21 protein-coding genes are annotated in these 20,521 nt (G+C 54.1%); 15 read left to right on the top strand and 6 right to left on the bottom strand.

Annotated features, from left to right (window positions below):
- Positions 1-69: 69 nt before the first annotated feature.
- Positions 70-2,499, bottom strand: a complete 2,430-nt coding sequence (gene hrpB, locus C1N69_RS03800) for an ATP-dependent helicase HrpB (RefSeq protein ID WP_155030706.1) — start codon at positions 2,497-2,499, stop codon at positions 70-72.
- Positions 2,500-2,572: 73 nt separating this feature from the next.
- Here hrpB and thpR point away from each other — a divergent pair, with 73 nt between their 5' ends.
- The 9 genes from thpR to panD all read left to right on the top strand — a co-directional run bounded on the left by thpR (position 2,573) and on the right by panD (position 9,497).
- A complete protein-coding gene (thpR, locus tag C1N69_RS03795) occupies positions 2,573-3,127 on the top strand; it encodes an RNA 2',3'-cyclic phosphodiesterase (protein ID WP_104556636.1) in 555 nt (184 codons plus the stop codon).
- Complete coding sequence (gene sfsA / locus C1N69_RS03790; RefSeq protein WP_025756800.1) at positions 3,117-3,821, top strand: DNA/RNA nuclease SfsA; 705 nt, start codon at positions 3,117-3,119, stop codon at positions 3,819-3,821. The genes thpR and sfsA overlap by 11 nt, the downstream gene beginning before the upstream one ends.
- A gap of 176 nt (positions 3,822-3,997) precedes the next feature.
- Entirely contained in the window at positions 3,998-4,453 is a 456-nt protein-coding gene (gene dksA / locus C1N69_RS03785) for an RNA polymerase-binding protein DksA (protein ID WP_001155232.1), read from the top strand.
- A 59-nt stretch (positions 4,454-4,512) separates the two neighbouring features.
- Complete coding sequence (gluQRS, locus tag C1N69_RS03780; protein ID WP_047957773.1) at positions 4,513-5,403, top strand: tRNA glutamyl-Q(34) synthetase GluQRS; 891 nt, start codon at positions 4,513-4,515, stop codon at positions 5,401-5,403.
- Positions 5,404-5,445: 42 nt separating this feature from the next.
- On the top strand, positions 5,446-6,843 hold the full coding sequence (gene pcnB / locus C1N69_RS03775) for a polynucleotide adenylyltransferase PcnB (protein WP_195759419.1): 1,398 nt from the start codon (positions 5,446-5,448) through the stop codon (positions 6,841-6,843).
- A complete protein-coding gene (gene folK / locus C1N69_RS03770) occupies positions 6,840-7,319 on the top strand; it encodes a 2-amino-4-hydroxy-6-hydroxymethyldihydropteridine diphosphokinase (protein ID WP_155030705.1) in 480 nt (159 codons plus the stop codon). Before pcnB ends, folK begins: the two co-directional genes overlap by 4 nt.
- Before the next feature lie 110 nt (positions 7,320-7,429).
- On the top strand, positions 7,430-8,221 hold the full coding sequence (gene panB / locus C1N69_RS03765) for a 3-methyl-2-oxobutanoate hydroxymethyltransferase (RefSeq protein ID WP_025756796.1): 792 nt from the start codon (positions 7,430-7,432) through the stop codon (positions 8,219-8,221).
- A gap of 11 nt (positions 8,222-8,232) precedes the next feature.
- Positions 8,233-9,084 carry a pantoate--beta-alanine ligase gene (gene panC, locus C1N69_RS03760; RefSeq protein WP_025756795.1) on the top strand — a complete coding sequence of 284 codons (852 nt, stop codon included), beginning with the start codon at positions 8,233-8,235 and terminating at the stop codon, positions 9,082-9,084.
- A gap of 32 nt (positions 9,085-9,116) precedes the next feature.
- Entirely contained in the window at positions 9,117-9,497 is a 381-nt protein-coding gene (gene panD / locus C1N69_RS03755) for an aspartate 1-decarboxylase (RefSeq protein WP_003856284.1), read from the top strand.
- A 1-nt stretch (position 9,498) separates the two neighbouring features.
- Here panD and C1N69_RS03750 read toward each other — a convergent pair whose 3' ends face one another.
- Positions 9,499-10,743, bottom strand: coding sequence for a polysaccharide deacetylase family protein (locus tag C1N69_RS03750; RefSeq protein ID WP_104556633.1), 1,245 nt, complete (start codon positions 10,741-10,743; stop codon positions 9,499-9,501).
- A 323-nt stretch (positions 10,744-11,066) separates the two neighbouring features.
- Between C1N69_RS03750 and C1N69_RS03745 the strand changes: the two genes are divergently transcribed.
- The 5 genes from C1N69_RS03745 (at position 11,067) to C1N69_RS03725 (ending at position 16,766) form a co-directional block, all read left to right on the top strand.
- Positions 11,067-11,804 (top strand): fimbrial chaperone, encoded by a 738-nt coding sequence (locus tag C1N69_RS03745; RefSeq protein WP_155030704.1) that lies wholly within the window; start codon positions 11,067-11,069, stop codon positions 11,802-11,804.
- Positions 11,805-11,839: 35 nt separating this feature from the next.
- Positions 11,840-14,416 carry an outer membrane usher protein gene (locus C1N69_RS03740; RefSeq protein WP_155030703.1) on the top strand — a complete coding sequence of 859 codons (2,577 nt, stop codon included), beginning with the start codon at positions 11,840-11,842 and terminating at the stop codon, positions 14,414-14,416.
- Between the two features lie 2 nt (positions 14,417-14,418).
- Positions 14,419-15,015, top strand: a complete 597-nt coding sequence (locus C1N69_RS03735; protein ID WP_045285858.1) for a fimbrial protein — start codon at positions 14,419-14,421, stop codon at positions 15,013-15,015.
- Between the two features lie 23 nt (positions 15,016-15,038).
- A complete protein-coding gene (locus C1N69_RS03730; protein WP_059385837.1) occupies positions 15,039-15,593 on the top strand; it encodes a fimbrial protein in 555 nt (184 codons plus the stop codon).
- 66 nt (positions 15,594-15,659) lie between these two features.
- A complete protein-coding gene (locus tag C1N69_RS03725; RefSeq protein ID WP_155030702.1) occupies positions 15,660-16,766 on the top strand; it encodes a fimbrial protein in 1,107 nt (368 codons plus the stop codon).
- An 8-nt stretch (positions 16,767-16,774) separates the two neighbouring features.
- On the opposite strand, the gene C1N69_RS03720 is transcribed toward C1N69_RS03725, so the two are convergent.
- The 3 genes from C1N69_RS03720 to C1N69_RS03710 form a co-directional block, all read right to left on the bottom strand.
- Entirely contained in the window at positions 16,775-17,215 is a 441-nt protein-coding gene (locus tag C1N69_RS03720; protein ID WP_155030701.1) for a PTS sugar transporter subunit IIA, read from the bottom strand.
- Positions 17,216-17,320: 105 nt separating this feature from the next.
- The gene (locus tag C1N69_RS03715; protein ID WP_023334536.1) at positions 17,321-18,091 is read right to left on the bottom strand and encodes an ABC transporter permease; all 771 of its coding nucleotides are present in this window, start codon (positions 18,089-18,091) and stop codon (positions 17,321-17,323) included.
- The gene (locus C1N69_RS03710) at positions 18,088-19,014 is read right to left on the bottom strand and encodes an ABC transporter ATP-binding protein (RefSeq protein WP_045285856.1); all 927 of its coding nucleotides are present in this window, start codon (positions 19,012-19,014) and stop codon (positions 18,088-18,090) included. The genes C1N69_RS03715 and C1N69_RS03710 overlap by 4 nt, the downstream gene beginning before the upstream one ends.
- 107 nt (positions 19,015-19,121) lie before the next feature.
- On the opposite strand from C1N69_RS03710, the gene can reads away from it, so the two are divergent.
- Entirely contained in the window at positions 19,122-19,784 is a 663-nt protein-coding gene (gene can / locus C1N69_RS03705; RefSeq protein WP_013095615.1) for a carbonate dehydratase, read from the top strand.
- Between the two features lie 48 nt (positions 19,785-19,832).
- Here the strand turns inward: can and hpt are convergent, their stop codons facing one another.
- Positions 19,833-20,369 carry a hypoxanthine phosphoribosyltransferase gene (gene hpt / locus C1N69_RS03700; protein ID WP_025756787.1) on the bottom strand — a complete coding sequence of 179 codons (537 nt, stop codon included), beginning with the start codon at positions 20,367-20,369 and terminating at the stop codon, positions 19,833-19,835.
- Between the last annotated feature and the right edge of the window lie 152 nt (positions 20,370-20,521).

Raw genomic sequence — 20,521 nt, 5'->3', positions numbered from 1 at the left:
CTTTAGTGTTTGCTCCCTCTCCCTGTGGGAGAGGGCCGGGGTGAGGGCATCAGGCCGCACTCCCCTGCATCACGAATACTTCTTCGTCCGCCGCGTCGGCGCCGTATTCGCTGGATCGTCAGGCCAGACGTGTTTAGGGTAGCGCCCCTTCATCTCTTTTTGCACTTCACGGTAGCTCCCCGCCCAGAACGCCCCCAGGTCGCGGGTGATCTGCAGCGGACGATGCGCGGGCGACAACAGCTCAAGCACCACCGGAACACGCCCTTCGGCGATGGACGGCGTGGTCGCCTCCCCAAACATCTCCTGCATCCGTACCGCCAGCGCCGGCGGATTATCCTCGTGATAACGAATGGCAATCCGGCTGCCGGTCGGCACAGTGTAATGCCCTGGCAGTTCACTATCCAGACGTTGACGTAACGACCAGTCGAGTAAATTCTGTAACGCGACCTTAACATCAAGCGCTTTCAGCGCCCGAAGCGAGTGTACACCGCTCATTTGCGGCAGTAGCCAGGTTTCCAGCGACGCAAGTAACGTGTCATCATCCACCGCCGGCCAGGCATATTCTGGCAGCCAGCGCGCGGCGCAGTGCAGACGAATACGGTACTGTTCGGCCTCCGGTGTCCAGTTCAGAACACCTAATCCTTTTTCCCGAATGCCGTTCAGCATCGCCAGATGCAGTTCCTCTTCCGACGGCTTCGCCAGCGGCTTCGTCCCGAGGGTCAGTTTACCTATCTGGCTGCGACGAAATGCCTTCAGCGTACCCTGCGCATCATCCCACTCGACGATGTCGAACTGCTGGAGCAGCTGCGGGCACGCGCGGGTCAGGATGTCGATATCCACGGCAATGGCCTGCAAAATCCGCGCATCCGGGGAGTGGCTTCCCTGCAGCAACAGCGGTGCGATCAGCCACTCATGGCGCGTCAGGGCGTCATCGCTGTCCAGCATCGCGCCCATACCGTTTGCCAGCTGGTAGCGACCATCCAGCCCGCGCCGACGGGCAATCCGGTCCGGAAACGCCTGCGCCAGAAGCCGTGGGATACTCTCACTGTCTGGCACGCCGCCGCGGCTGTTAAGCCGCTTACACAGCTGCTGCGCCCGCTGCTGCCAGTTTCCCTGATTGCGCGAAAAGGCCTGGGCCAGATCGCTGCTGCCTCCGCGTGGCGGCTCCTCAAGGATAGCGGACAGTTTCGCAGCCGTAGCGATTTCATCATCCCCCTTTGCCGCCACCAGCATGGCGGCCAGCCGGGGCTCGTTCCCCAGCGCGGCCATTTTTTGCCCGCGGGAGGACAACCGCTCACCGTCCAGAGCGCCAAGCTGAGTCAGTAAAGCCCGCGCAGCGGCAAGGTTGACGGCTGGCAGAGGATTAAGCCAGGTCAGCTGGGCGGGGTCAGGGCAGCCCCATTGCAGCAGTTCCATCACCAGTCCGGACAGATCGCTTTGTAAAATTTCCGGCGTACTTTGTTGTGCCGCGCGTTCAGCCTGCTCCGCGCTGGTCAAATGCAGGCAGATACCCGGCTCAAGACGTCCCGCACGGCCCGCGCGCTGCACCATCGACGCCTGGCTAATACGCTGCGTCAGAAGCTTAGTCAGCCCGGTACGCGGGTCAAAACTGGCCACTCTCTCCTGGGCGCTGTCCACCACCAGGCGAATCCCTTCAATGGTCAAACTGGTTTCAGCGATATTGGTCGCCAGCACCACCTTACGCTGACCTGCAGGCGCGGGCAGGATCGCTTTACGCTGTTCGGCCAGCGACAGCGCACCGTAGAGCGGGCACAGCAGGACATCGCTGCTTACGCGGGAGGTCAGCTGTTCCTGCACGCGCTGGATCTCTCCCACGCCGGGTAAGAACAACAGCAGCGAGCCGGGTTCCTGACGCAGCAGTTCTGCGGTTGCGATGGCCACGGCCTCATCAAAACGCTGATGCGCGGGCAGCGGCTGGTAGCGCCGCTCGACCGGGAATGCGCGTCCCTCCGAGCTAATGACCGGCGCGTGCGGCAACGCCTGCTGCAGACGTTCGTTGTCCAGCGTCGCCGACATGATGAGCAATCGAAGATCGTCGCGCAGCCCCTGCTGCACGTCCAGCAAGAGCGCCAGGGCCAGATCCGCCTGCAGGCTGCGCTCGTGGAATTCATCCAGGATCACCAGCCCGACGCCGGTCAGCTCCGGATCGTTTTGCAGCATGCGGGTGAGGATCCCTTCGGTCACCACCTCAAGCCGCGTGGACGGCCCCACGCAGGTTTCGGCGCGCATGCGGTACCCCACCGTCTCCCCCGGTTTTTCGTCCAGCAGTTCCGCCAGGCGCTGCGCCACGTTGCGTGCGGCCAGCCTGCGCGGCTCCAGCAGGATAATTTTCCCGCTGATACTGCCCTCTCTCAGGATCTGTAGCGGCAGCCAGGTCGACTTACCGGCACCCGTAGGCGCGTTAAGCAAAACCTGAGGGGCATGGTGTAAGGCAGCGAGAAGCTCAGGAAGGACGACGGCGACCGGCAATGAGGACACGAACAGCTCCAGAGGGTTAACATTAGTCGGCGTACATTGTAGCATCGGCGCATATCATTACCGAGTCCCCCTTATGCCTGAGTCGAAACGGCTGTTTTTTGCCATTGAATTGCCCGCCCCCCTTCAGCGTCAAATTGTACGCTGGCGCGCTGAACACTTTCCGCCGGAAGCTGGCCGCCCTGTCGCAGCGGCTAACCTGCACCTGACGCTGGCCTATCTGGGGGACGTCAGCGCCGAAAAACAGCGGGCATTAGCCGCCATGGCCGGGCGTATTACCCAGCCGGCATTTACGCTGCACCTCGACGACGCGGGTCAGTGGCTGCGTTCGCGCGTGCTCTGGCTGGGGACGCGCCAGCCGCCGCGCGGGTTATTGCAACTGGCGAATATGCTGCGCGCACAGGCGGCGCGCAGCGGCTGTTATCAGAGTCCGCAGCCGTTTCATCCGCATATCACCTTGCTGCGCGATGCCGGCCAGGCCGTTGCCATCCCGCCGCCGGGTTTTCACTGGGCTTTTCCGGTCAATGAATTCGTGCTTTACGAATCCGTCTTTGCACAGGGACGCACCCGCTATACGCCGCTCCAGCGCTGGACGCTGGGCAACACCGAAAGGAATTCTGATGAAGTTTAGTCCTCCCCTGCAGCATGCCACGCTTGTCCAGCGCTACAAACGCTTCCTTGCCGACGTGATTACGCCAGAAGGCGTAGCGCTCACCCTGCATTGCCCCAATACGGGTGCCATGACGGGGTGCGCGACGCCGGGTGACACGGTCTGGTATTCCACGTCAGAAAATACGAAACGCAAATATGCCCATACCTGGGAAATGACTGAAACGCAAAATGGGGCATTTATTTGTGTGAATACCCTGCGCGCCAATCAGCTGGTAAAGGAAGCGCTGACTCTGGGAACCCTTCCCGAACTGGTGGGTTATGGCACGCATAAAAGCGAAGTGAAGTATGGCGATGAAAGCAGCAGAATTGACTTCATGTTACAGGCGGAAGACAGGCCTGAGTGCTATATTGAAGTAAAATCAGTGACGTTAGCGGAACAGGAAAATGGCTACTTCCCGGATGCGGTAACGCTACGTGGCCAGAAGCATCTGCGAGAGCTAATGAGTGTTGCGGCGGCGGGCAAACGCGCCGTGTTGCTGTTTGCGGTATTGCATTCAGCCATTGAACGGTTCTCCCCTGCCCGCCATATTGATCCTAAATACGCGCAATTGTTGAATGAGGCACAAAAGCAGGGGGTAGAGGTTTTAGCTTATAAAGCGGAACTTTCTGCCGATAATATGACTCTGAGATCCTCTCTTCCCATTGTCTTATAAGGGATTAGGCGATTGATGATTAAGTGTTCTGGCCGCGTGCGCAAATACGCTTTTCCTCACAGGCTTGTCAAGTGTTACGTTTAGATAATTGCCATACGGAAAAGCATCTGCTATTTATAGCGACCTGATTTTTCCCCCAACACGGGGATCGATAGTGCGTGTTAAGGAGAAGCAACATGCAAGAAGGGCAAAACCGTAAAACATCGTCCCTGAGTATTCTCGCCATCGCTGGGGTGGAGCCGTATCAAGAGAAGCCGGGCGAAGAGTATATGAACGAAGCCCAGCTGTCGCACTTCAAGCGTATTCTTGAAGCATGGCGTAATCAACTCAGGGATGAAGTCGATCGCACCGTTACTCATATGCAGGATGAAGCTGCTAACTTCCCGGATCCGGTAGACCGTGCCGCTCAGGAAGAAGAGTTCAGCCTCGAACTGCGTAACCGTGACCGCGAACGCAAACTGATCAAAAAGATCGAGAAAACGCTGAAAAAAGTCGAAGACGAAGATTTTGGCTACTGCGAATCCTGCGGTGTTGAAATTGGTATTCGTCGCCTGGAAGCGCGTCCAACCGCCGATCTGTGCATCGACTGTAAAACGCTGGCCGAAATCCGCGAAAAACAGATGGCCGGTTAATACCAGCGCTGTTTACACACTCCAAAGGCGGGAGTCTCTCCCGCCTTGTTACTGTTGATATGTCTGAATCACACTATATTGGGCGCTTCGCGCCATCTCCCTCCGGTGAATTACACTTCGGCTCATTAATTGCCGCGCTCGGCAGCTACCTGCAGGCTCGCGCCAGCCAGGGCAAATGGCTCGTTCGCATTGAAGATATTGACCCTCCGCGTGAAGTTCCCGGTGCAGCAGAAACCATTCTGCGTCAGCTGGAACATTACGGTCTTCACTGGGATGACGAAGTTCTCTGGCAGTCAACACGTCACGACGCTTATCGCGAACGCCTGGCCTGGCTAAGCGCTCAGGGGCTTTCCTATAACTGCACCTGCACCCGCGCGCGTATCCAGAGCGTGGGAGGCGTCTATGACGGCCACTGCCGCACGCGTAATCTTCCTCCAGAGAATGCCGCCGTGCGCATCAGGCAGCGCGCCCCGGTGACGCGGTTTAACGATTTACTCTCCGGCGAGATCTTCGCCGATGCGCGTCTTGCCGCTGAGGATTTTATTATTCACCGTCGTGATGGCCTTTTTGCCTATAACCTGGCCGTGGTGGTGGACGATCATTTTCAGGGCATAACGGAAATTGTGCGCGGGGCGGACCTGGTCGAGCCTACCGTGCGACAAATCTCGCTTTATCACCAGTTTGGCTGGACGGCGCCGGATTACATTCATCTGCCGCTGGCGGTCAACGAGCAGGGCTGTAAGCTGTCAAAGCAGAATCACGCCCCTGCCCTGCCAGACGGCGATCCGCGGCCTGTTTTGATCGACGCGCTGCGATTTCTCAACCAGAATGTAACCAACGAATGGCAGGATCTGCGTATTGACGAACTGCTGAAAATGGCCATCACCAACTGGACGCTCAGGGATGTGCCAAAAATCCAGCATTCTCAAATGCGTTGCGCTGAGCTATGATTAGCCGCTTTTTTCATAACAAAACACACTACGAGGTGTACCATTTTTACCCGAGTCGCTAATTTTTGCCGTAAAGTGCTAAGCCGCGAAGAGAGCATGGCGAACGATGCTATTGCGCAGCCACACATGTCGGTTATTCCGCGTGAGCAGCACACTATTTCCCGCAAAGATATCAGTGAAAATGCCCTCAAGGTGCTCTATCGTCTGAATAAAGCGGGCTACGAGGCCTATCTCGTCGGCGGTGGAGTACGTGATTTACTGCTGGGCAAAAAACCGAAAGATTTCGACGTGACGACCAGCGCCACACCTGAGCAGGTGCGCAAATTATTCCGTAACTGCCGTCTTGTCGGTCGCCGTTTCCGTCTGGCTCACGTGATGTTTGGGCCAGAGATCATCGAAGTGGCGACCTTCCGCGGGCACCATGAAGCGGGCGCGTCCGATCGCACCACGTCACAGCGTGGCCAGAATGGCATGCTGCTGCGCGATAATATCTTTGGCTCTATCGAAGAAGATGCCCAGCGTCGCGACTTCACCATCAACAGCCTTTATTACAGCGTGGCAGATTTCACCGTGCGCGATTACGTCGGCGGCATGCAGGACCTGCAAGAAGGTCTGATCCGTCTGATTGGCACGCCGGAAACGCGCTATCGTGAAGATCCCGTGCGTATGCTGCGCGCCGTGCGCTTCGCCGCCAAGCTGAATATGCGCATCAGCCCGGAAACGGCCGAGCCTATTCCGCGTCTGGCGACGCTGATCAATGACGTGCCGCCAGCCCGCCTGTTTGAAGAGGCGCTGAAGCTGCTGCAGGCCGGTTACGGCTTTGAAACCTATAATCTGCTGCGTGAATACAACCTGTTCCAGCCGCTGTTCCCGACCATTACCCGCTACTTCACCGAAAACGGTGATAGCCCAATGGAGCGGATGATTGCCCAGGTGCTGAAGAATACCGACACCCGTATCCGCAATGACATGCGCGTGAACCCGGCGTTCCTGTTCGCGGCGATGTTCTGGTATCCGCTGCTGGAAACGGCCCAGCGTATTACCCAGGAGAGCGGTCTCGCCTATTACGATGCTTTCGCGCTGGCCGCAAACGACGTGCTGGACGAGGGCTGCCGTACGCTGGCTATTCCGAAACGTATTACCACCCTGGTGCGCGATATCTGGCAGCTTCAGCTGCGTATGTCCCGTCGTCAGGGCAAACGCGCCTGGAAGCTGATGGAGCATCCTAAGTTCCGCGCGGCGTTTGATCTGCTGTCACTGCGTGCTGAAGTGGAACGCAATCAGGAGCTACAGCGTCTGGCACAGTGGTGGGCCGAGTTCCAGGTCTCCGCGCCGCCGGAGCAGAAAGATATGCTCACCGGCCTTGATGAAGAGCCGGCCCCGCGTCGCCGCCACCGTCGTCCACGCAAACGCGCCCCGCGTCGCGAAGGCACGGCATGACCCTCGCGTATATCGCTATCGGCAGCAATTTAGCCTCTCCGCTGGAGCAGGTGAATGCTGCCGTTCAGGCGCTGGGGGAGATCCCGCAAAGCAGGATCGTGGCGGTCTCCTCTTTCTACCGCACGCCACCGCTGGGACCGCAGGATCAGCCGGATTACCTGAACGCCGCCGTGGTACTGGAAACCGCTCTGGACGCCGAAACGTTGCTGGATAACACTCAGTGTATCGAGCTGCAGCAGGGTCGTGTACGCAAAGCCGAACGCTGGGGACCGCGCACGCTGGATCTCGACATTATGCTGTTTGGTCATGACGTCATTAATACCGACCGCCTCACCGTTCCGCATTACGATATGAAAAATCGCGGGTTTATGCTCTGGCCGCTGTTTGAAGTCGCGCCCGATCTCACCTTCCCCGACGGCATCCCGCTCAGGGACATTCTGGACAACCTCCACGCGGAAAGACCCGCTCGCTGGTAAGCCTGTTAGCCACAAAATAAATGTGGCTAATCGACGACCTAAAATCATTGTTCCCCCGAATGTTACTGTTAGAATGCGCAAAGATTCGCTTTGGGCTATCAGGAAACAGTATGAAACCAACCACCATCTCCTTACTGCAGAAATGCAAACAGGAAAAAAAACGCTTCGCCACCATCACCGCGTATGACTACAGCTTCGCCAAACTGTTTGCCGAAGAGGGTATCAACGTCATGCTGGTCGGAGATTCGTTAGGGATGACGGTACAAGGACATGATTCCACCCTTCCGGTGACGGTTGAGGATATTGCTTACCATACCCGCGCCGTGCGTCGTGGCGCACCGGCCTGCCTGCTGCTTTCCGACCTGCCGTTTATGGCCTACGCCACACCAGAGCAGGCATTCGACAATGCGGCAACGGTCATGCGTGCCGGGGCGAATATGGTCAAAATTGAAGGCGGCGCCTGGCTGGTGGAGACGGTGAAAATGCTCACCGAGCGCGCCGTGCCGGTGTGCGGTCATCTCGGCCTGACGCCGCAATCCGTGAATATCTTTGGCGGGTATAAGGTACAAGGCCGTGGCGATGCGGCCCAGACGCTGTTTGAGGATGCCCTGGCGCTGGAAGCTGCAGGCGCGCAGCTGTTGGTTCTGGAGTGCGTGCCGGTTGAACTGGCGAAACGCATCACCGACGCGCTGTCGATTCCGGTGATTGGTATTGGCGCGGGCAACGTGACCGATGGTCAGATCCTGGTGATGCATGACGCCTTTGGCATCACCGGTGGGCATATCCCGAAATTTGCCAAAAATTTCCTCGCGGAAGCGGGCGACATGCGCGCCGCGGTCAGGCAGTATATTGCCGACGTTGAATCCGGTGTTTACCCGGGTGAAGAACACAGTTTCCATTAAGGAGTCTCGTTGTGCTAATCATTGAAACCCTGCCGCTACTTCGCCAGCATATCCGTCGCGCGCGTCAGGAAGGTAAACGTATTGCACTGGTCCCGACCATGGGCAACCTGCATGATGGCCATATGAAGCTGGTCGACGAAGCGAGAGCCCGTGCAGATATCGTGGTGGTCAGTATCTTCGTTAACCCAATGCAGTTTGACCGGGCCGACGACCTGGCACGCTATCCGCGCACCCTGCAGGAAGACTGCGAGAAGCTGAAAAAACGCCATGCGGACATCGTCTTCGCGCCGGCACCGGCGGACGTATATCCACAGGGTACGGAAGAGGCAACCTACGTTGACGTACCGGGTATCTCCACCATGCTCGAAGGCGCAAGCCGCCCGGGCCATTTCCGTGGCGTATCGACCATCGTCAGCAAGCTGTTCAACCTGGTGCAGCCTGACGTTGCCTGCTTTGGTGAGAAAGATTTCCAGCAGCTGGCGCTTATTCGCAAGATGGTGGCCGACATGGGCTATGATATCGAGATCGTGGGCGTACCGATTGTGCGCGCCAAAGACGGTCTGGCGCTCAGCTCCCGTAACGGCTACCTGACCGCAGAGCAGCGTAAGATCGCCCCGGGATTAAGCAAAGTCATGAACACCATGGCGGAGCAGCTTCTGGCGAAAGAGTTAACTGCTGAAGAGATTATTGCTCTGGCTGAACAGGCGCTGAACGACAAAGGCTTCCGCGCTGACGATATTCAAATCCGCGATGCCGACACGCTTCTGGCGCTTGCAGAGACCAGCAAACGCGCGGTCATTCTGGTGGCGGCATGGCTTGGCCAGGCCCGTCTCATCGACAACAAAGTGGTTGAACTGGCGTAGTTTTTCTACCCGGAAAATGAAAGGTAAACGTAATGATTCGCAAAATGCTGCAAGGTAAGCTTCACCGTGTGAAAGTCACCCAGGCCGACCTGCACTATGAAGGCTCCTGCGCGATCGATCAGGATTTTCTCGACGCGGCGGGTATTCTCGAAAACGAAGCCATTGATATCTGGAACGTGAACAACGGCAAACGTTTCTCTACCTATGCCATTGCCGCCGAGCGCGGGTCAAAGATCATCTCCGTGAACGGCGCGGCTGCGCACTGCGCGGACGTGGGCGACATTGTTATCATCGCCAGCTTCGTGATGATGTCTGACGAAGAAGCGCGCCGCTGGCAGCCGAAAGTGGCCTACTTCGAGGGCGACAACGAGATGAAACGCACCGCGAAAGCGATCCCGGTTCAGGTTGCCTGATTTACCCCTGCGGCTGATTGCTGATCAGCCGCGACATCGTCTCCAGCGAATCCGTTCTTAAGATATAGAGGCGTTTCAGTAAGAACGGATTATCCCCCGGCTTGACCTTCCCTTTCATCGTTGTCACCGCCAGGTGAAAACCGGCGTCATTTGCTGCTTTAATCGCTTTCGTGTCGTAACTCCCAAACGGATAGGAGAGATACAACACGCGCGGGTTGAACTGCGCCAGCCCCCGGCGCGAGCGTTCAAAATCGAAGAGGATCACGTGATAGCTACGGCTGAGTAAAATCGGATGTTTGTTACCATCGACGCGGTGCAGGAAGTGCGTATGGGACTGAATATCAAACACGTCCTGGATACCCTTCAGCTCCTGAACGCTCATAAACTGCAGCGATTTAGGATCCCACTTCTGCGGATGGCGCTTAATGCGTGACGAAATAATAAACGCCGTGGCGTTAAAGCCGTACTCTTTCAGAACCGGATACGCATAGCGGCTCACCGATTTCAGCCCGTCGTCAAAGGTGATCACCACCGATTTGGCAGGCAGATTCAGTTTGTTACGCACATACCCTTCCAGCTGATACATCGTCAGGGTGGTGTATCCCTGATCGCGCAGCCAGGCCATCTGGTTGTTAAAGGCACGTACGCTGGTCGTGGTAGAGGTATGACGAAAACGGGTGTTCTCTTCATCACGCAGAATATGATGGTAGGTCAGAACCGGGATCCCATTATCTTCCTGTGCATCCAGGCTACTGACCCACGCCAGGCGGTTGCCGATGCGGATCTGATACCAGGTCTGATTCAGACGGTCTTTCAGCTTGTTCAGTATCGGATAGCGAAGGTTGGCGCTTAATGTGCCGAACGGCGCACTCCCGCTGGAAGGCGCATTAAACACCGGCGTGTCTTTCCAGGTGATAAGGTTCTGGTTGCTCAGGGGTTTATTCAGATCGCCGAGGCTATCCTCGACGCGCTGTTTCCCCTGAACCGGCTCAAGGTGCCCCTTGTCGATAAAGCCAGTCCCAAAACCGAAGCGAAATTCGTAGTAATCTGCAGCGGCAGGAACCACGCCCAGTATCTGTCCCGCACGCACGTTGCCAACGTTAACAACCGCGTTTCCAACCTGTGCCCAGATCGCCGCGTCTTCCGTGGTTTGCATGTATTGTGCTACTGCCTTTTGGTCGCTGAGCAGGCTGGCGGACGCGCTACAGGAAAACATCATCAGGACCAGGACAAATCGAATAAACATGAACCCTATAAGCCTTCAACATTCATCTTTCACCATTGTAACATAATGGTTCTCATAACTCTGCTTTAATGTCCCTCTGGCTAAGCTCTTTCTTAAAACGAGAATAAAAAAAACCTCTAAATCACTTTTATTTCATTTCCCCGGTAACGCATACAATAACAACCCGCTGTATTTACTCGCAAAAAACAGAGACTCGCAAGTTATTTAGTCAAACTTAACAGGCACCTAAGAAAAACGAAATCCAATAACAAAACACGTGCCATTAGTATAATTAGCAGCAAAACAATTGATGTAATAAATAGGTAGAACTGAGGCGGGATTTTATGTCAGGTATCAAACTTAACGTTGCAAAGGCGTCAGCACTGTTATTGGCTGGTCTTATTTCCTTTCATGCTTGTGCCGACATTATCATTTCCGGGACGCGTATCGTTTATCCTTCCACGGCAAAAGATGTGACGATCAACCTGCAGAACAAAGGCAATAAACCTTTACTGGTTCAGTCGTGGCTGGATGACGGACGCGATAACGTTAATCCCCAGCAGCTAAAACTCCCTTTTATTGTTACTCCTCCCGTCACGCGTGTGGATGCACATAAAGGCCAGGCGATTCGCATTACCTGGCTGGGCCAAAATATGCCTCAGGACCGAGAGTCATTGTACTGGTTTAACGTTCTGGAAGTCCCACCCAAAGCGCAAGGGGCGGATAAGAAAAACCTTTTGCAGGTGGCTTTCCGCACCCGCATTAAATTATTTTTCCGCCCGGAGGGATTAAAAGGTACAGCGGCAGAAGCCGTAAAAAATCTTAATTGGTCTCTGAACGCTGCTGCAGGTAGCAGCGTCGTGACAGCAAAAAATGACTCACCTTTTAATATTTCGATTGCCAGTGCAGAACTGAGCGCTGAGGGGAAAAGGTATTCTATTGAGAGCCATTCGGTTAAACCGTTCTCCAGTGAAAATATGAAAATCAAGGGTACCCTGAACGGGACCTCCGGCATGCTTAATTTTGTATCAATTAATGATTTTGGCGGTTCTGAAAATCATCAAATCGCCATTGCGCGTTAATCAATACATATTACAGACAAGCCTGACCGTGAAATATGTTATTCCGATACGCATTATTCTCTCTTCTGCTGTGTGCCGCCCTGAATGCACACGCAGAAGAACATGCTGCATCGTCTGTTACCGGAGGCGAAAATAATGATATTGAGTTTAACGATCAGTTTTTATTTACTACTGACGGGAATATTGATGTCCATCGTTTTTCCCGAGGTAATCCTGTTACGCCCGGTATTCATCGCGTAACGCTTGTTGTTAACGGCATAACAAAAGCGGTGACGGATGTTCAATTTACCGATAACGGTACCGCCCGTGCCACACCCTGTATTCCCCTCAAAATACTAAAGCAGATGGATGTAGATATTTCTCATCTCAAAATCGACGATAACGACGATACGTGCCTGGATATCGCCACGTTATATCCAGGTTCGACGGTTGATTTTGACACCACAAGCCAGGCGCTGAACGTCAGCCTGCCGCAACTGTTTCTGCTGAAACACGCGGCGGGCTATATCGACCCGTCACTTTGGGACGAGGGTATTCCCGCGGGGTTGCTGTCTTACGATATGAATGCCTGGCATAACCAGGGCCAGCAGTCGCAGCGCGACAGCGCCTATGCCGGGCTTCACTATGGTGTTAACTACGGTCCGTGGCGGTTGCGCTCAAACGGAAGCCTGAACTGGGATCAGCAGAGCGGTACCCGCTACGATAACCAGGATATTTATCTGCAAAGGGATATTACGCCGCTCAAGGCGCAGATGGTGATGGGCGATTCCTGGACACGTGGGGATGCCTTCGATGCCATCCATCTTCGGGGTGGCCGTCTGTTTAACGATGACCGAATGCTGCCTGGCGGAATGTCCAGTTACGCTCCCGTGATCCGCGGTACGGCTAACACCAATGCCAAAATCACCGTCACCCAGAGCGGGAATAAAATCTACGAAACCACCGTTCCCCCAGGGGCATTTGAGATTAACGATCTGAATGCCACCGGTTATGGACAAGACCTCACCGTGACCATAGAAGAGGCTGACGGTAGCCAACACGCTTTTACCGTTCCCTTCTCCTCGGTCACACAGATGTTACGGCCAGGCTATGCCCGCTGGGAGGCCGGGGTGGGTGAGTTGCAGGATGAGGCTTTGCATCGTTCACCCAGACTGGCGTTTGGCACACTCTATTATGGCCTCAATAACCTTTTTACCGGTTATACCGGACTGCAAGATACCGATATGGGTTTTTCTGCAGTTCTGGCTGGCATCGCCATGAACACGCCTCTGGGGGCGTTTGCCTTTGATGTGACCCGCTCTTCAGCACAGATTGATACGATTCCGGCAATGAAAGGCCAGAGCTACCGTCTCTCCTGGAACAAGACCGTTGACCAGACGGATACGTCCCTGAATGTCGCAGCGCTGCGCTTTTCAACGCAGGACTATCTCAGCCTGGATGACGCCGCCCAGTTGCAGGATCACATTCAGTATGATGGCCAGAGTGCGGACGAAGCAAAACAAAACCTTCAGCAAATGAAGAACCAGTTACAAATTAACCTGAACCAACCGCTGGACATAAATAAACAGAACTATGGTTCTCTTTATATTAACGGCAGCTGGCAAAGCTGGTGGAACGGGAATAACCAGACGGCCAGTTATGCGATGGGCTACAGCAACAATTTTCGTTATGGCAGTTATAACGTGTCTCTGCAACGGACCTATGATGCATTTGGCGAAGCAGATAACAGCCTCTATTTAAATTTCAGCATACCGTTTGACTCGTTTTTAAAAAATAAAAACAGTCTCGCCGGTTTTAACAACGTGAATATGGGAATGAGCTCAGACCTGAGACATTCACATAACCTCAATATGACCGCTAACGGTGCTTCGCAAGACAGTCGCTATAACTACAGTGTGACGACGAGTTACAGCCAAAGCACCGCTGAAAATTTAAGTCAGGTGAGCGCCTATGGCAGCTATAACAGCGACTATGGCCCTCTTAGCCTTTCCGCGTCGTCAGATTCACAAAACAGCCAACAGTACTCTGCCAGCTACAGTGGCGGAGCGATTATTCACGGTGGCGGAATCACCTTCACGCCCGGCAGCATTGGTGAAAATGACGCGCTGGCGCTCATTAAGGCCAGTGGCGCAAAGGGAGCCCATGTGAGCAACAGCCGTGGCGAAATCAGTGACTCAGGGTATGTCGTCATGCCTTATCTCTCTGCGTACCGCGAAAATCGGATCACCCTGGATACCAGTACCTTAACGGAGGATGTCGCCGTTGAAAATAACAGCACCGTGGAGGTACCGCGTAATGGCGCGGTGGTGATGGTTGATTTTAAAACGAATGAGGGTCGCTCGGCGGTGCTCGAATTAACGCGTTCAGATAGCGGGTTTATTCCGCTGGGCGCAGACGTCATGAATGAAAAGGGAGACATCATCGGAAGCGTAGGCCAGGCAGGGCAAGCATATGTCAGGGGGGTAAATGAAACAGGTAAATTAACCGTAGTATGGGGAGCAGGAACGGATGAAACCTGCTCAGTAAATTATCATTTTGGTACTGATGAACAGAAGGTGGGTTTAACCACCATCCTCCATAACCAAACATGCATTATGCAAAGGAAACATTAAATATGGAAAATAACGTAACTGCTTTTGATAAAAAGCGATTTCTCGTCCATACCGCGCTGGTTGCCGTTTTATTTTCGGCGACGTGCGGCGTCAGAGCAGCAGAGAACCTCGACCTGACCTTCAGCGCAAATATCCGGGAAACAACCTGTGATATTAAAATTGATGGGGGAACAGGTGATGGCACAAATAATACCATTACGATTGGCGCTAACGGGAATACCCGTGTAGATACGATTGCAACGGGAGAAGCAAAAGAAAACTTCAAACTGGTGATCACCGAGTGCCCTTCCAGTCTGGTTTCATTAAAGACGGAAGTGGCAGGTACCGCTTCAGGTAGCGTCAACACCGCTATCGCGAACGGCATCGACTCATCAGCAGGAGGAGCCGCCAATACGGGGCTGTCTATTGCGCGTGTCTCTGCTCCGGATGCCCCTTTTGTCATCAACTCGACAGATGACAGTAAACGGCTGGTATGGACACCAGCAGAAATCAGCGCAAAAGAAGTTGGACTCGTGGCCACGATGGTAGAAACCGTAGCCAATCAAGCCACAACGGGCTCATTCAGAGCCATTGCGACGTTTAACTTCAGTTACGAATAACGGTACAGGGAAAGGAGCGAGTAATGCGTAAACATCTGACGGCTTTAACAATGGCGATTTGCGGTGGACTGTTGTCCTTCGCCTCACAGGCACAGATCAGCGGTACATCCAGTCTGACGGCAACATTTGAAACCAATGTTGTGCCTGGCACCTGTACCGCAGAAATTCAGGATTCCACAGGCAATGCATCGACAGAAATTAATTTTGGCGATGTGTTCAAGTCCGATCTGACGGCGAAAAGCCGTATCGAAGCCTTTAAACTGAATTTCAGCAACTGTTCGGGGGTGAAAAGCGCCACCGTGCAGGCCACCCCGGGCGCAGGCACAACCTGTTCTACCGGATCCAGCGACAAATTTGGTTCAACACACGGAACGGCTTTCGAAGTCTGGAAAGGTCTTGCCGACACCGGCACCGTTCTCAATTGCACCACCCAACCCACCCAAAACGTGACGATCAGTTCGGGTTCCGGTTCGCTGGATATGAATGCGCGTATTGTTATTGCCGATGGAAAAACCATTGCCGATGTTACGCCTGGTGCGGTGACATCCCTGGTAACGTTCATGGTGACCTATCAGTGAAACCAGAGAGGAATTGTCCGGACGGATGCCGGCAGTTCCTTTCTTTTTCTGCGTAGATTTCAACTTATGATAAAAAAGAGTGCTTTCAATGCCCTGGTGATGCTTCTGGTATTTGCCGCCTTTGGAATGCTGTGCCGCCCGGCATTGGCCGATCAAAGCTGTTATATCGAAAGCAATAACGCGGGCACGTATACCACCGGAAGCTCATCGCTTCTTAACCTCTCGACAAATAAAGTTTCCACGCCAACGAGCCTGGATGTGACATCCACGTATGTGATCCAGTTTATTACCAGCAACCCAATAGGCTGTAAAAACTGGAACCCCTACGACAATACCGTCCACTTTACGAATGCCGCAGGGAATTTGCTCGATACGCAATACACCACGCCAGAGGGCAACGCTCTGCTTAAAACCACGGTGCCGGGCATTGACTACACTGTCGAGTTAATGTGTTACGTATCAGATGGTTGCGGTTCATCGCATCCAACGATTGATCTCTATCTGAAGGGAGGAAATGGCACGGATAATACGGTGCCATCACAAAGCAGTGGGGCTCCCTATGCCGATGCCGACAGCCAATGGAAGCTCAAATTTACGCTCTGGATCACGCCACAATTTAAACCGCAGAAAGGTATCAATACCGGAAACTCACTCGCCGGTACGATTGCCTATTTCCAAATTGGAACAAGCAGTCAGCCTAAAATTATCTTCAGTGCCACAACCAGCACGCTGAAATTTACGGTCCCGGCAAGCAGTTGCTCATTTGGTGTCGCGCAGGGTGATACCGTCTCGGGTAATAACGTTGCGCTGGGTGATTACTGGATAGATGATATTAAAAACAACAACACGCCGGTTATTCCCTTCTCAATCTCGCTTGCAAGCTGTTATACCCCCAAGCTCAGGGTGAAGATGACATCGGCCTTTGTTTCTCCGGATCAAAGCATGTTAGGACTGAGTAGCGGGAGCGCGGCAGGGGTCGCCGTCAGGATCATTAACACGGATACTGCCAGCGTGATGATCCCAAACAGTGAAACCAGTACCGATATTGATCGCAGCAGTGACTGGTCATCACTGGAGAATCTTCACTTTTCAGCCCAACTGTTATCCGATGGCGGGGCGATTAAAGCGGGCGATTTTAATGCAGCAGCCACCTTTTTGATGGATTATGAATAGCAAAAAGTTCAGTGGTTGTCGCGTTCGTGAAACAGGACAAAGGGCGGATTTTTTTGCTGCTGATGCCATAAACTGGTCACGCCGGGTTCGCCCTGCGCCACGATGGCATCACGAAATTCTGCGCTGCTCAATGACTCTCGCCGGGGATACATCAACTCGAGTAAGGCGAGATTAATTCCCGAGATGACCTCACAGCAGTCGTGTTTGTGGCTCAACAGGGCCGCTGCGCGATATGGCGCCGCACCTGATTTATCGGTAAGAAAAATAACGCCGTCACCGGTGTCCGTTTCATGCAGGGCATCGCACATCATTCGGCTGAGCATGTTGGTGCTCAAACCGCGCCAGTAATTGACGGCCCGACATTGCACCAGCGGACCAAACCTGGCTTCAAGCTTGTCCAGCATATCCTGCGCGTGTTCATCGAGGCAGGTGATAACCCATCCCAGCATAACTCTCTCCTTAGCAGGCAAGTAGTTTAGCGGAGTGAAGGTTAGCTTTCGGTGATAACTGTCAAAGAAAAGCGCCCGGCAAACAGAATGTCGCCGGGCAGAAGATTAGCTGCGCAGACCGCGCCCGCGCTGGATCAGATACCAGCACAGCAGGTAGAAGGCGATGATGAACACCACCAGCACCGCCACCGTGGTAAACAGCGGCACATCGGTGATCCCGAGGAAGCCAAAGCGGAAACCGCTGATCATGTAGACAATCGGGTTCAGGTGCGACAGCGCCTGCCAGAATGGCGGCAGCAGCGTCAGGGAATAGAACACCCCGCCCAGATAGGTCAGCGGCGTCAGCACAAAGGTCGGTATCAGGCTGATATCGTCAAACGTTTTGGCAAACACCGCGTTCAGCAGACCGGCCAGCGAGAAGAGGATCGCCGTCAGCAGCAGCGTCAGGGCCACAAACAGCCAGGAGTGCACCTGGAACGGCACGAAGAACAGCGAAATGGCCGTCACCAGGATCCCGACACACAAACCGCGCGCCACGCCGCCACCGACGTAACCCGCAATGATCACATGCGTTGGCACCGGTGCCACCAGCAGTTCCTCAATATTGCGCTGGAACTTGGCGCTAAAGAACGATGACGCCACGTTAGCATAGGCGTTGGTGATCACCGCCATCATGATCAGGCCCGGCACGATAAACTGCATATAGGTAAAGCCGTGCATTTCACCAATACGGGAACCAATCAGGTTACCGAAGATGATGAAATAGAGGGTCATGGTGATCACCGGCGGCACCAGGGTTTGCACCCAGATGCGCATAAAGCGGTTAATCTCTTTCGCCCAGATACTTTTCAGCGCGACCCAGTAAAGATGCGTCATGCCTTGTCTCCTTGTTTATCCTGCACCAGAGAGACAAACAGCTCTTCCAGTCGGTTCGCTTTGTTACGCATACTTAAAACCTGAATGCCCTGCGCGCTCAGTTGCGAGAACACGCTGTTAATTCCCTGCTCGCGCAAGACTTCCACTTCCAGCGTCGAGGTATCCACCAGACGATACTGGTACCCTTCAAGCTTCGGTAGCGGGCTTTTTGCCGCCAGATCGAGAATGAAGGTCTCTGATTTGAGCTTGGAGAGCAGATTCTTCATCGAGGTATTTTCCACCAGCTCGCCGTGCTGAATGATGCCGATGTTGCGGCACAGCATTTCCGCCTCTTCAAGATAGTGGGTGGTCAAAATAATGGTGGTGCCTTTGTCGTTGAGGTCTTTCAGAAAGCCCCACATGGAACGACGCAGTTCGATATCCACGCCCGCAGTCGGTTCATCGAGAATAAGCAGTTTTGGCTCGTGCATCAGCGCACGGGCAATCATCAGGCGGCGCTTCATCCCGCCGGACAGCATACGCGCACGTTCGTTACGCTTTTCCCACAGATCGAGCTGTTTGAGGTATTTTTCACTGCGTGCCAACGCCTCTTTTCGCTCAACGCCGTAATAACCCGCCTGGTTGACGACGATTTGCTGCACCGTCTCAAACGGGTTGAAGTTGAACTCCTGCGGGACCAGCCCGAGCTGGCGCTTGGCGTTCACCACATCTTTTTGCAGATCGTAGCCAAAGACGCTCACCCTGCCGGACGTTTTATTCACCAGCGAGCTAATGATACCAATGGTGGTCGATTTCCCCGCCCCGTTCGGCCCCAGAAGCGCGTAGAAATCCCCCGCCTCTACTTTCAGATCTATCCCGCGTAGCGCCTGAACGCCGCCCGGATAGGTTTTTTTTAGCTGCTCAAGCTCCAGTGCAATCGCCATGAAATAAACTTACCTTAGGTTCTGACACACGTTGTGTGGTTTCATTAAAAGTCGGGTTACCCTATAGTAGCGCAACGCAATTACTCGGTTACAGGTCGCTAACCTCCATGAACAACATAGATACACTCATCAGCAACAATGCACTATGGTCAAAAATGCTGGTGGAGGAAGACCCCGGATTTTTTGGAAAGCTCGCGCAAGCGCAGAACCCACGCTTTCTCTGGATTGGATGTTCCGACAGCCGGGTGCCGGCAGAGCGCCTGACAGGTCTTGAGCCCGGCGAACTGTTTGTTCACCGCAACGTCGCCAACCTGGTGATTCATACCGATCTCAACTGTCTTTCTGTTGTGCAGTATGCCGTTGATGTTCTGGAAGTTGAGCACATCATCATTTGCGGCCACTACGGCTGCGGCGGCGTGCAGGCGGCGGTCGAAAACCCGGAACTGGGGCTCATTGATAACTGGCTGCTTCACATCCGTGATATCTGGTTCAAACATAGCTCACTGCTGGGCGAAATGCCGCAGGAACGTCGTATGGATACCCTTTGCGAACTCAACGTGATGGAGCAGGTGTATAACCTGGGCCACTCGACGATCATGCAATCAGCATGGAAGCGCGGGCAGAAGGTCTCTATCCACGGCTGGGCGTACGGCATTCACGATGGTCTGCTACGTAACCTGGAAGTCACCGCCACCAACCGGGAAACGCTGGAGCAGCGTTACCGTTCAGGAATTGCCAACCTCAAGCTTAAGCATGTGAACCATAAATAAAGCCGGGGGTTTTCTCCCTCTCCCACAGGGAGAGGGCCGGGGCCGCAATTACTCGTCCAGCAATACCACTTTCCCAACATACGGCAGATGACGATAACGCTGCGCATAGTCGATGCCGTAACCGACAACGAACTCATCCGGGATAGAGAAACCCACAAACTCGACCGGCACCTGCACTTCACGGCGGTCTGGTTTATCCAGCAGGGTGCAGATAGCCAGCGATTTTGGCTCACGCAGGCCAAGGATCTCGCGCACTTTTGAGAGCGTATTGCCGGAGTCGATGATGTCTTCGACGATCAACACATCTTTGCCACGAATATCTTCATCCAGATCTTTCAGGATTTTCACATCACGGGTTGTGGACATGCCGCTGCCGTAGCTGGAGGCGGTCATAAAATCGACTTCGTGCGGCACCTGCACTTCACGGCACAGGTCTGCCATGAACATGAAAGAGCCACGCAACAGACCGACCAGCACCATTTCGCTGCCGCTGTCCTTGTAATGTTCGGTGATTTGACGACCCAGTTCGGCGATACGCGCTTTGATCTCGGCTTCCGGGATCATCACTTCAACAGTATGTTTCATATTACTAACCACATGATTTTGATGAAAATCTCTCAATGCGAATACAGGGTATTCCGACATCGATACGCAAGCCAACCATTATACCAGTAAATGGCTACGGCTGGCGCATGAGTTATAAAAAGCAAATATTGTGATTCCGATCACACTTGTTA

This window comes from Enterobacter sichuanensis, assembly GCF_009036245.1.
GTDB lineage: Bacteria > Pseudomonadota > Gammaproteobacteria > Enterobacterales > Enterobacteriaceae > Enterobacter > Enterobacter sichuanensis.
Note: the sequence above shows the minus strand (reverse complement) of the source record. Positions and strands in the feature narration are given on the sequence as shown.

Coding starts and splice junctions, on each gene's coding strand:
- sfsA (WP_025756800.1), top strand. CDS start 3,117: ATGAAGTTTAGTCCTCCCCTGCAGCATGCCACGCTTGTCCAGCGCTAC.
- panB (WP_025756796.1), top strand. CDS start 7,430: ATGAAACCAACCACCATCTCCTTACTGCAGAAATGCAAACAGGAAAAA.
- C1N69_RS03710 (WP_045285856.1), bottom strand. CDS start 19,014: ATGGCGATTGCACTGGAGCTTGAGCAGCTAAAAAAAACCTATCCGGGC.
- C1N69_RS03720 (WP_155030701.1), bottom strand. CDS start 17,215: ATGCTGGGATGGGTTATCACCTGCCTCGATGAACACGCGCAGGATATG.
- hpt (WP_025756787.1), bottom strand. CDS start 20,369: ATGAAACATACTGTTGAAGTGATGATCCCGGAAGCCGAGATCAAAGCG.
- folK (WP_155030705.1), top strand. CDS start 6,840: ATGACCCTCGCGTATATCGCTATCGGCAGCAATTTAGCCTCTCCGCTG.
- C1N69_RS03715 (WP_023334536.1), bottom strand. CDS start 18,091: ATGACGCATCTTTACTGGGTCGCGCTGAAAAGTATCTGGGCGAAAGAG.
- C1N69_RS03745 (WP_155030704.1), top strand. CDS start 11,067: ATGTCAGGTATCAAACTTAACGTTGCAAAGGCGTCAGCACTGTTATTG.
- C1N69_RS03740 (WP_155030703.1), top strand. CDS start 11,840: ATGTTATTCCGATACGCATTATTCTCTCTTCTGCTGTGTGCCGCCCTG.
- C1N69_RS03730 (WP_059385837.1), top strand. CDS start 15,039: ATGCGTAAACATCTGACGGCTTTAACAATGGCGATTTGCGGTGGACTG.
- C1N69_RS03735 (WP_045285858.1), top strand. CDS start 14,419: ATGGAAAATAACGTAACTGCTTTTGATAAAAAGCGATTTCTCGTCCAT.
- gluQRS (WP_047957773.1), top strand. CDS start 4,513: ATGTCTGAATCACACTATATTGGGCGCTTCGCGCCATCTCCCTCCGGT.
- C1N69_RS03750 (WP_104556633.1), bottom strand. CDS start 10,743: ATGTTTATTCGATTTGTCCTGGTCCTGATGATGTTTTCCTGTAGCGCG.
- dksA (WP_001155232.1), top strand. CDS start 3,998: ATGCAAGAAGGGCAAAACCGTAAAACATCGTCCCTGAGTATTCTCGCC.
- can (WP_013095615.1), top strand. CDS start 19,122: ATGAACAACATAGATACACTCATCAGCAACAATGCACTATGGTCAAAA.
- thpR (WP_104556636.1), top strand. CDS start 2,573: ATGCCTGAGTCGAAACGGCTGTTTTTTGCCATTGAATTGCCCGCCCCC.
- panD (WP_003856284.1), top strand. CDS start 9,117: ATGATTCGCAAAATGCTGCAAGGTAAGCTTCACCGTGTGAAAGTCACC.
- C1N69_RS03725 (WP_155030702.1), top strand. CDS start 15,660: ATGATAAAAAAGAGTGCTTTCAATGCCCTGGTGATGCTTCTGGTATTT.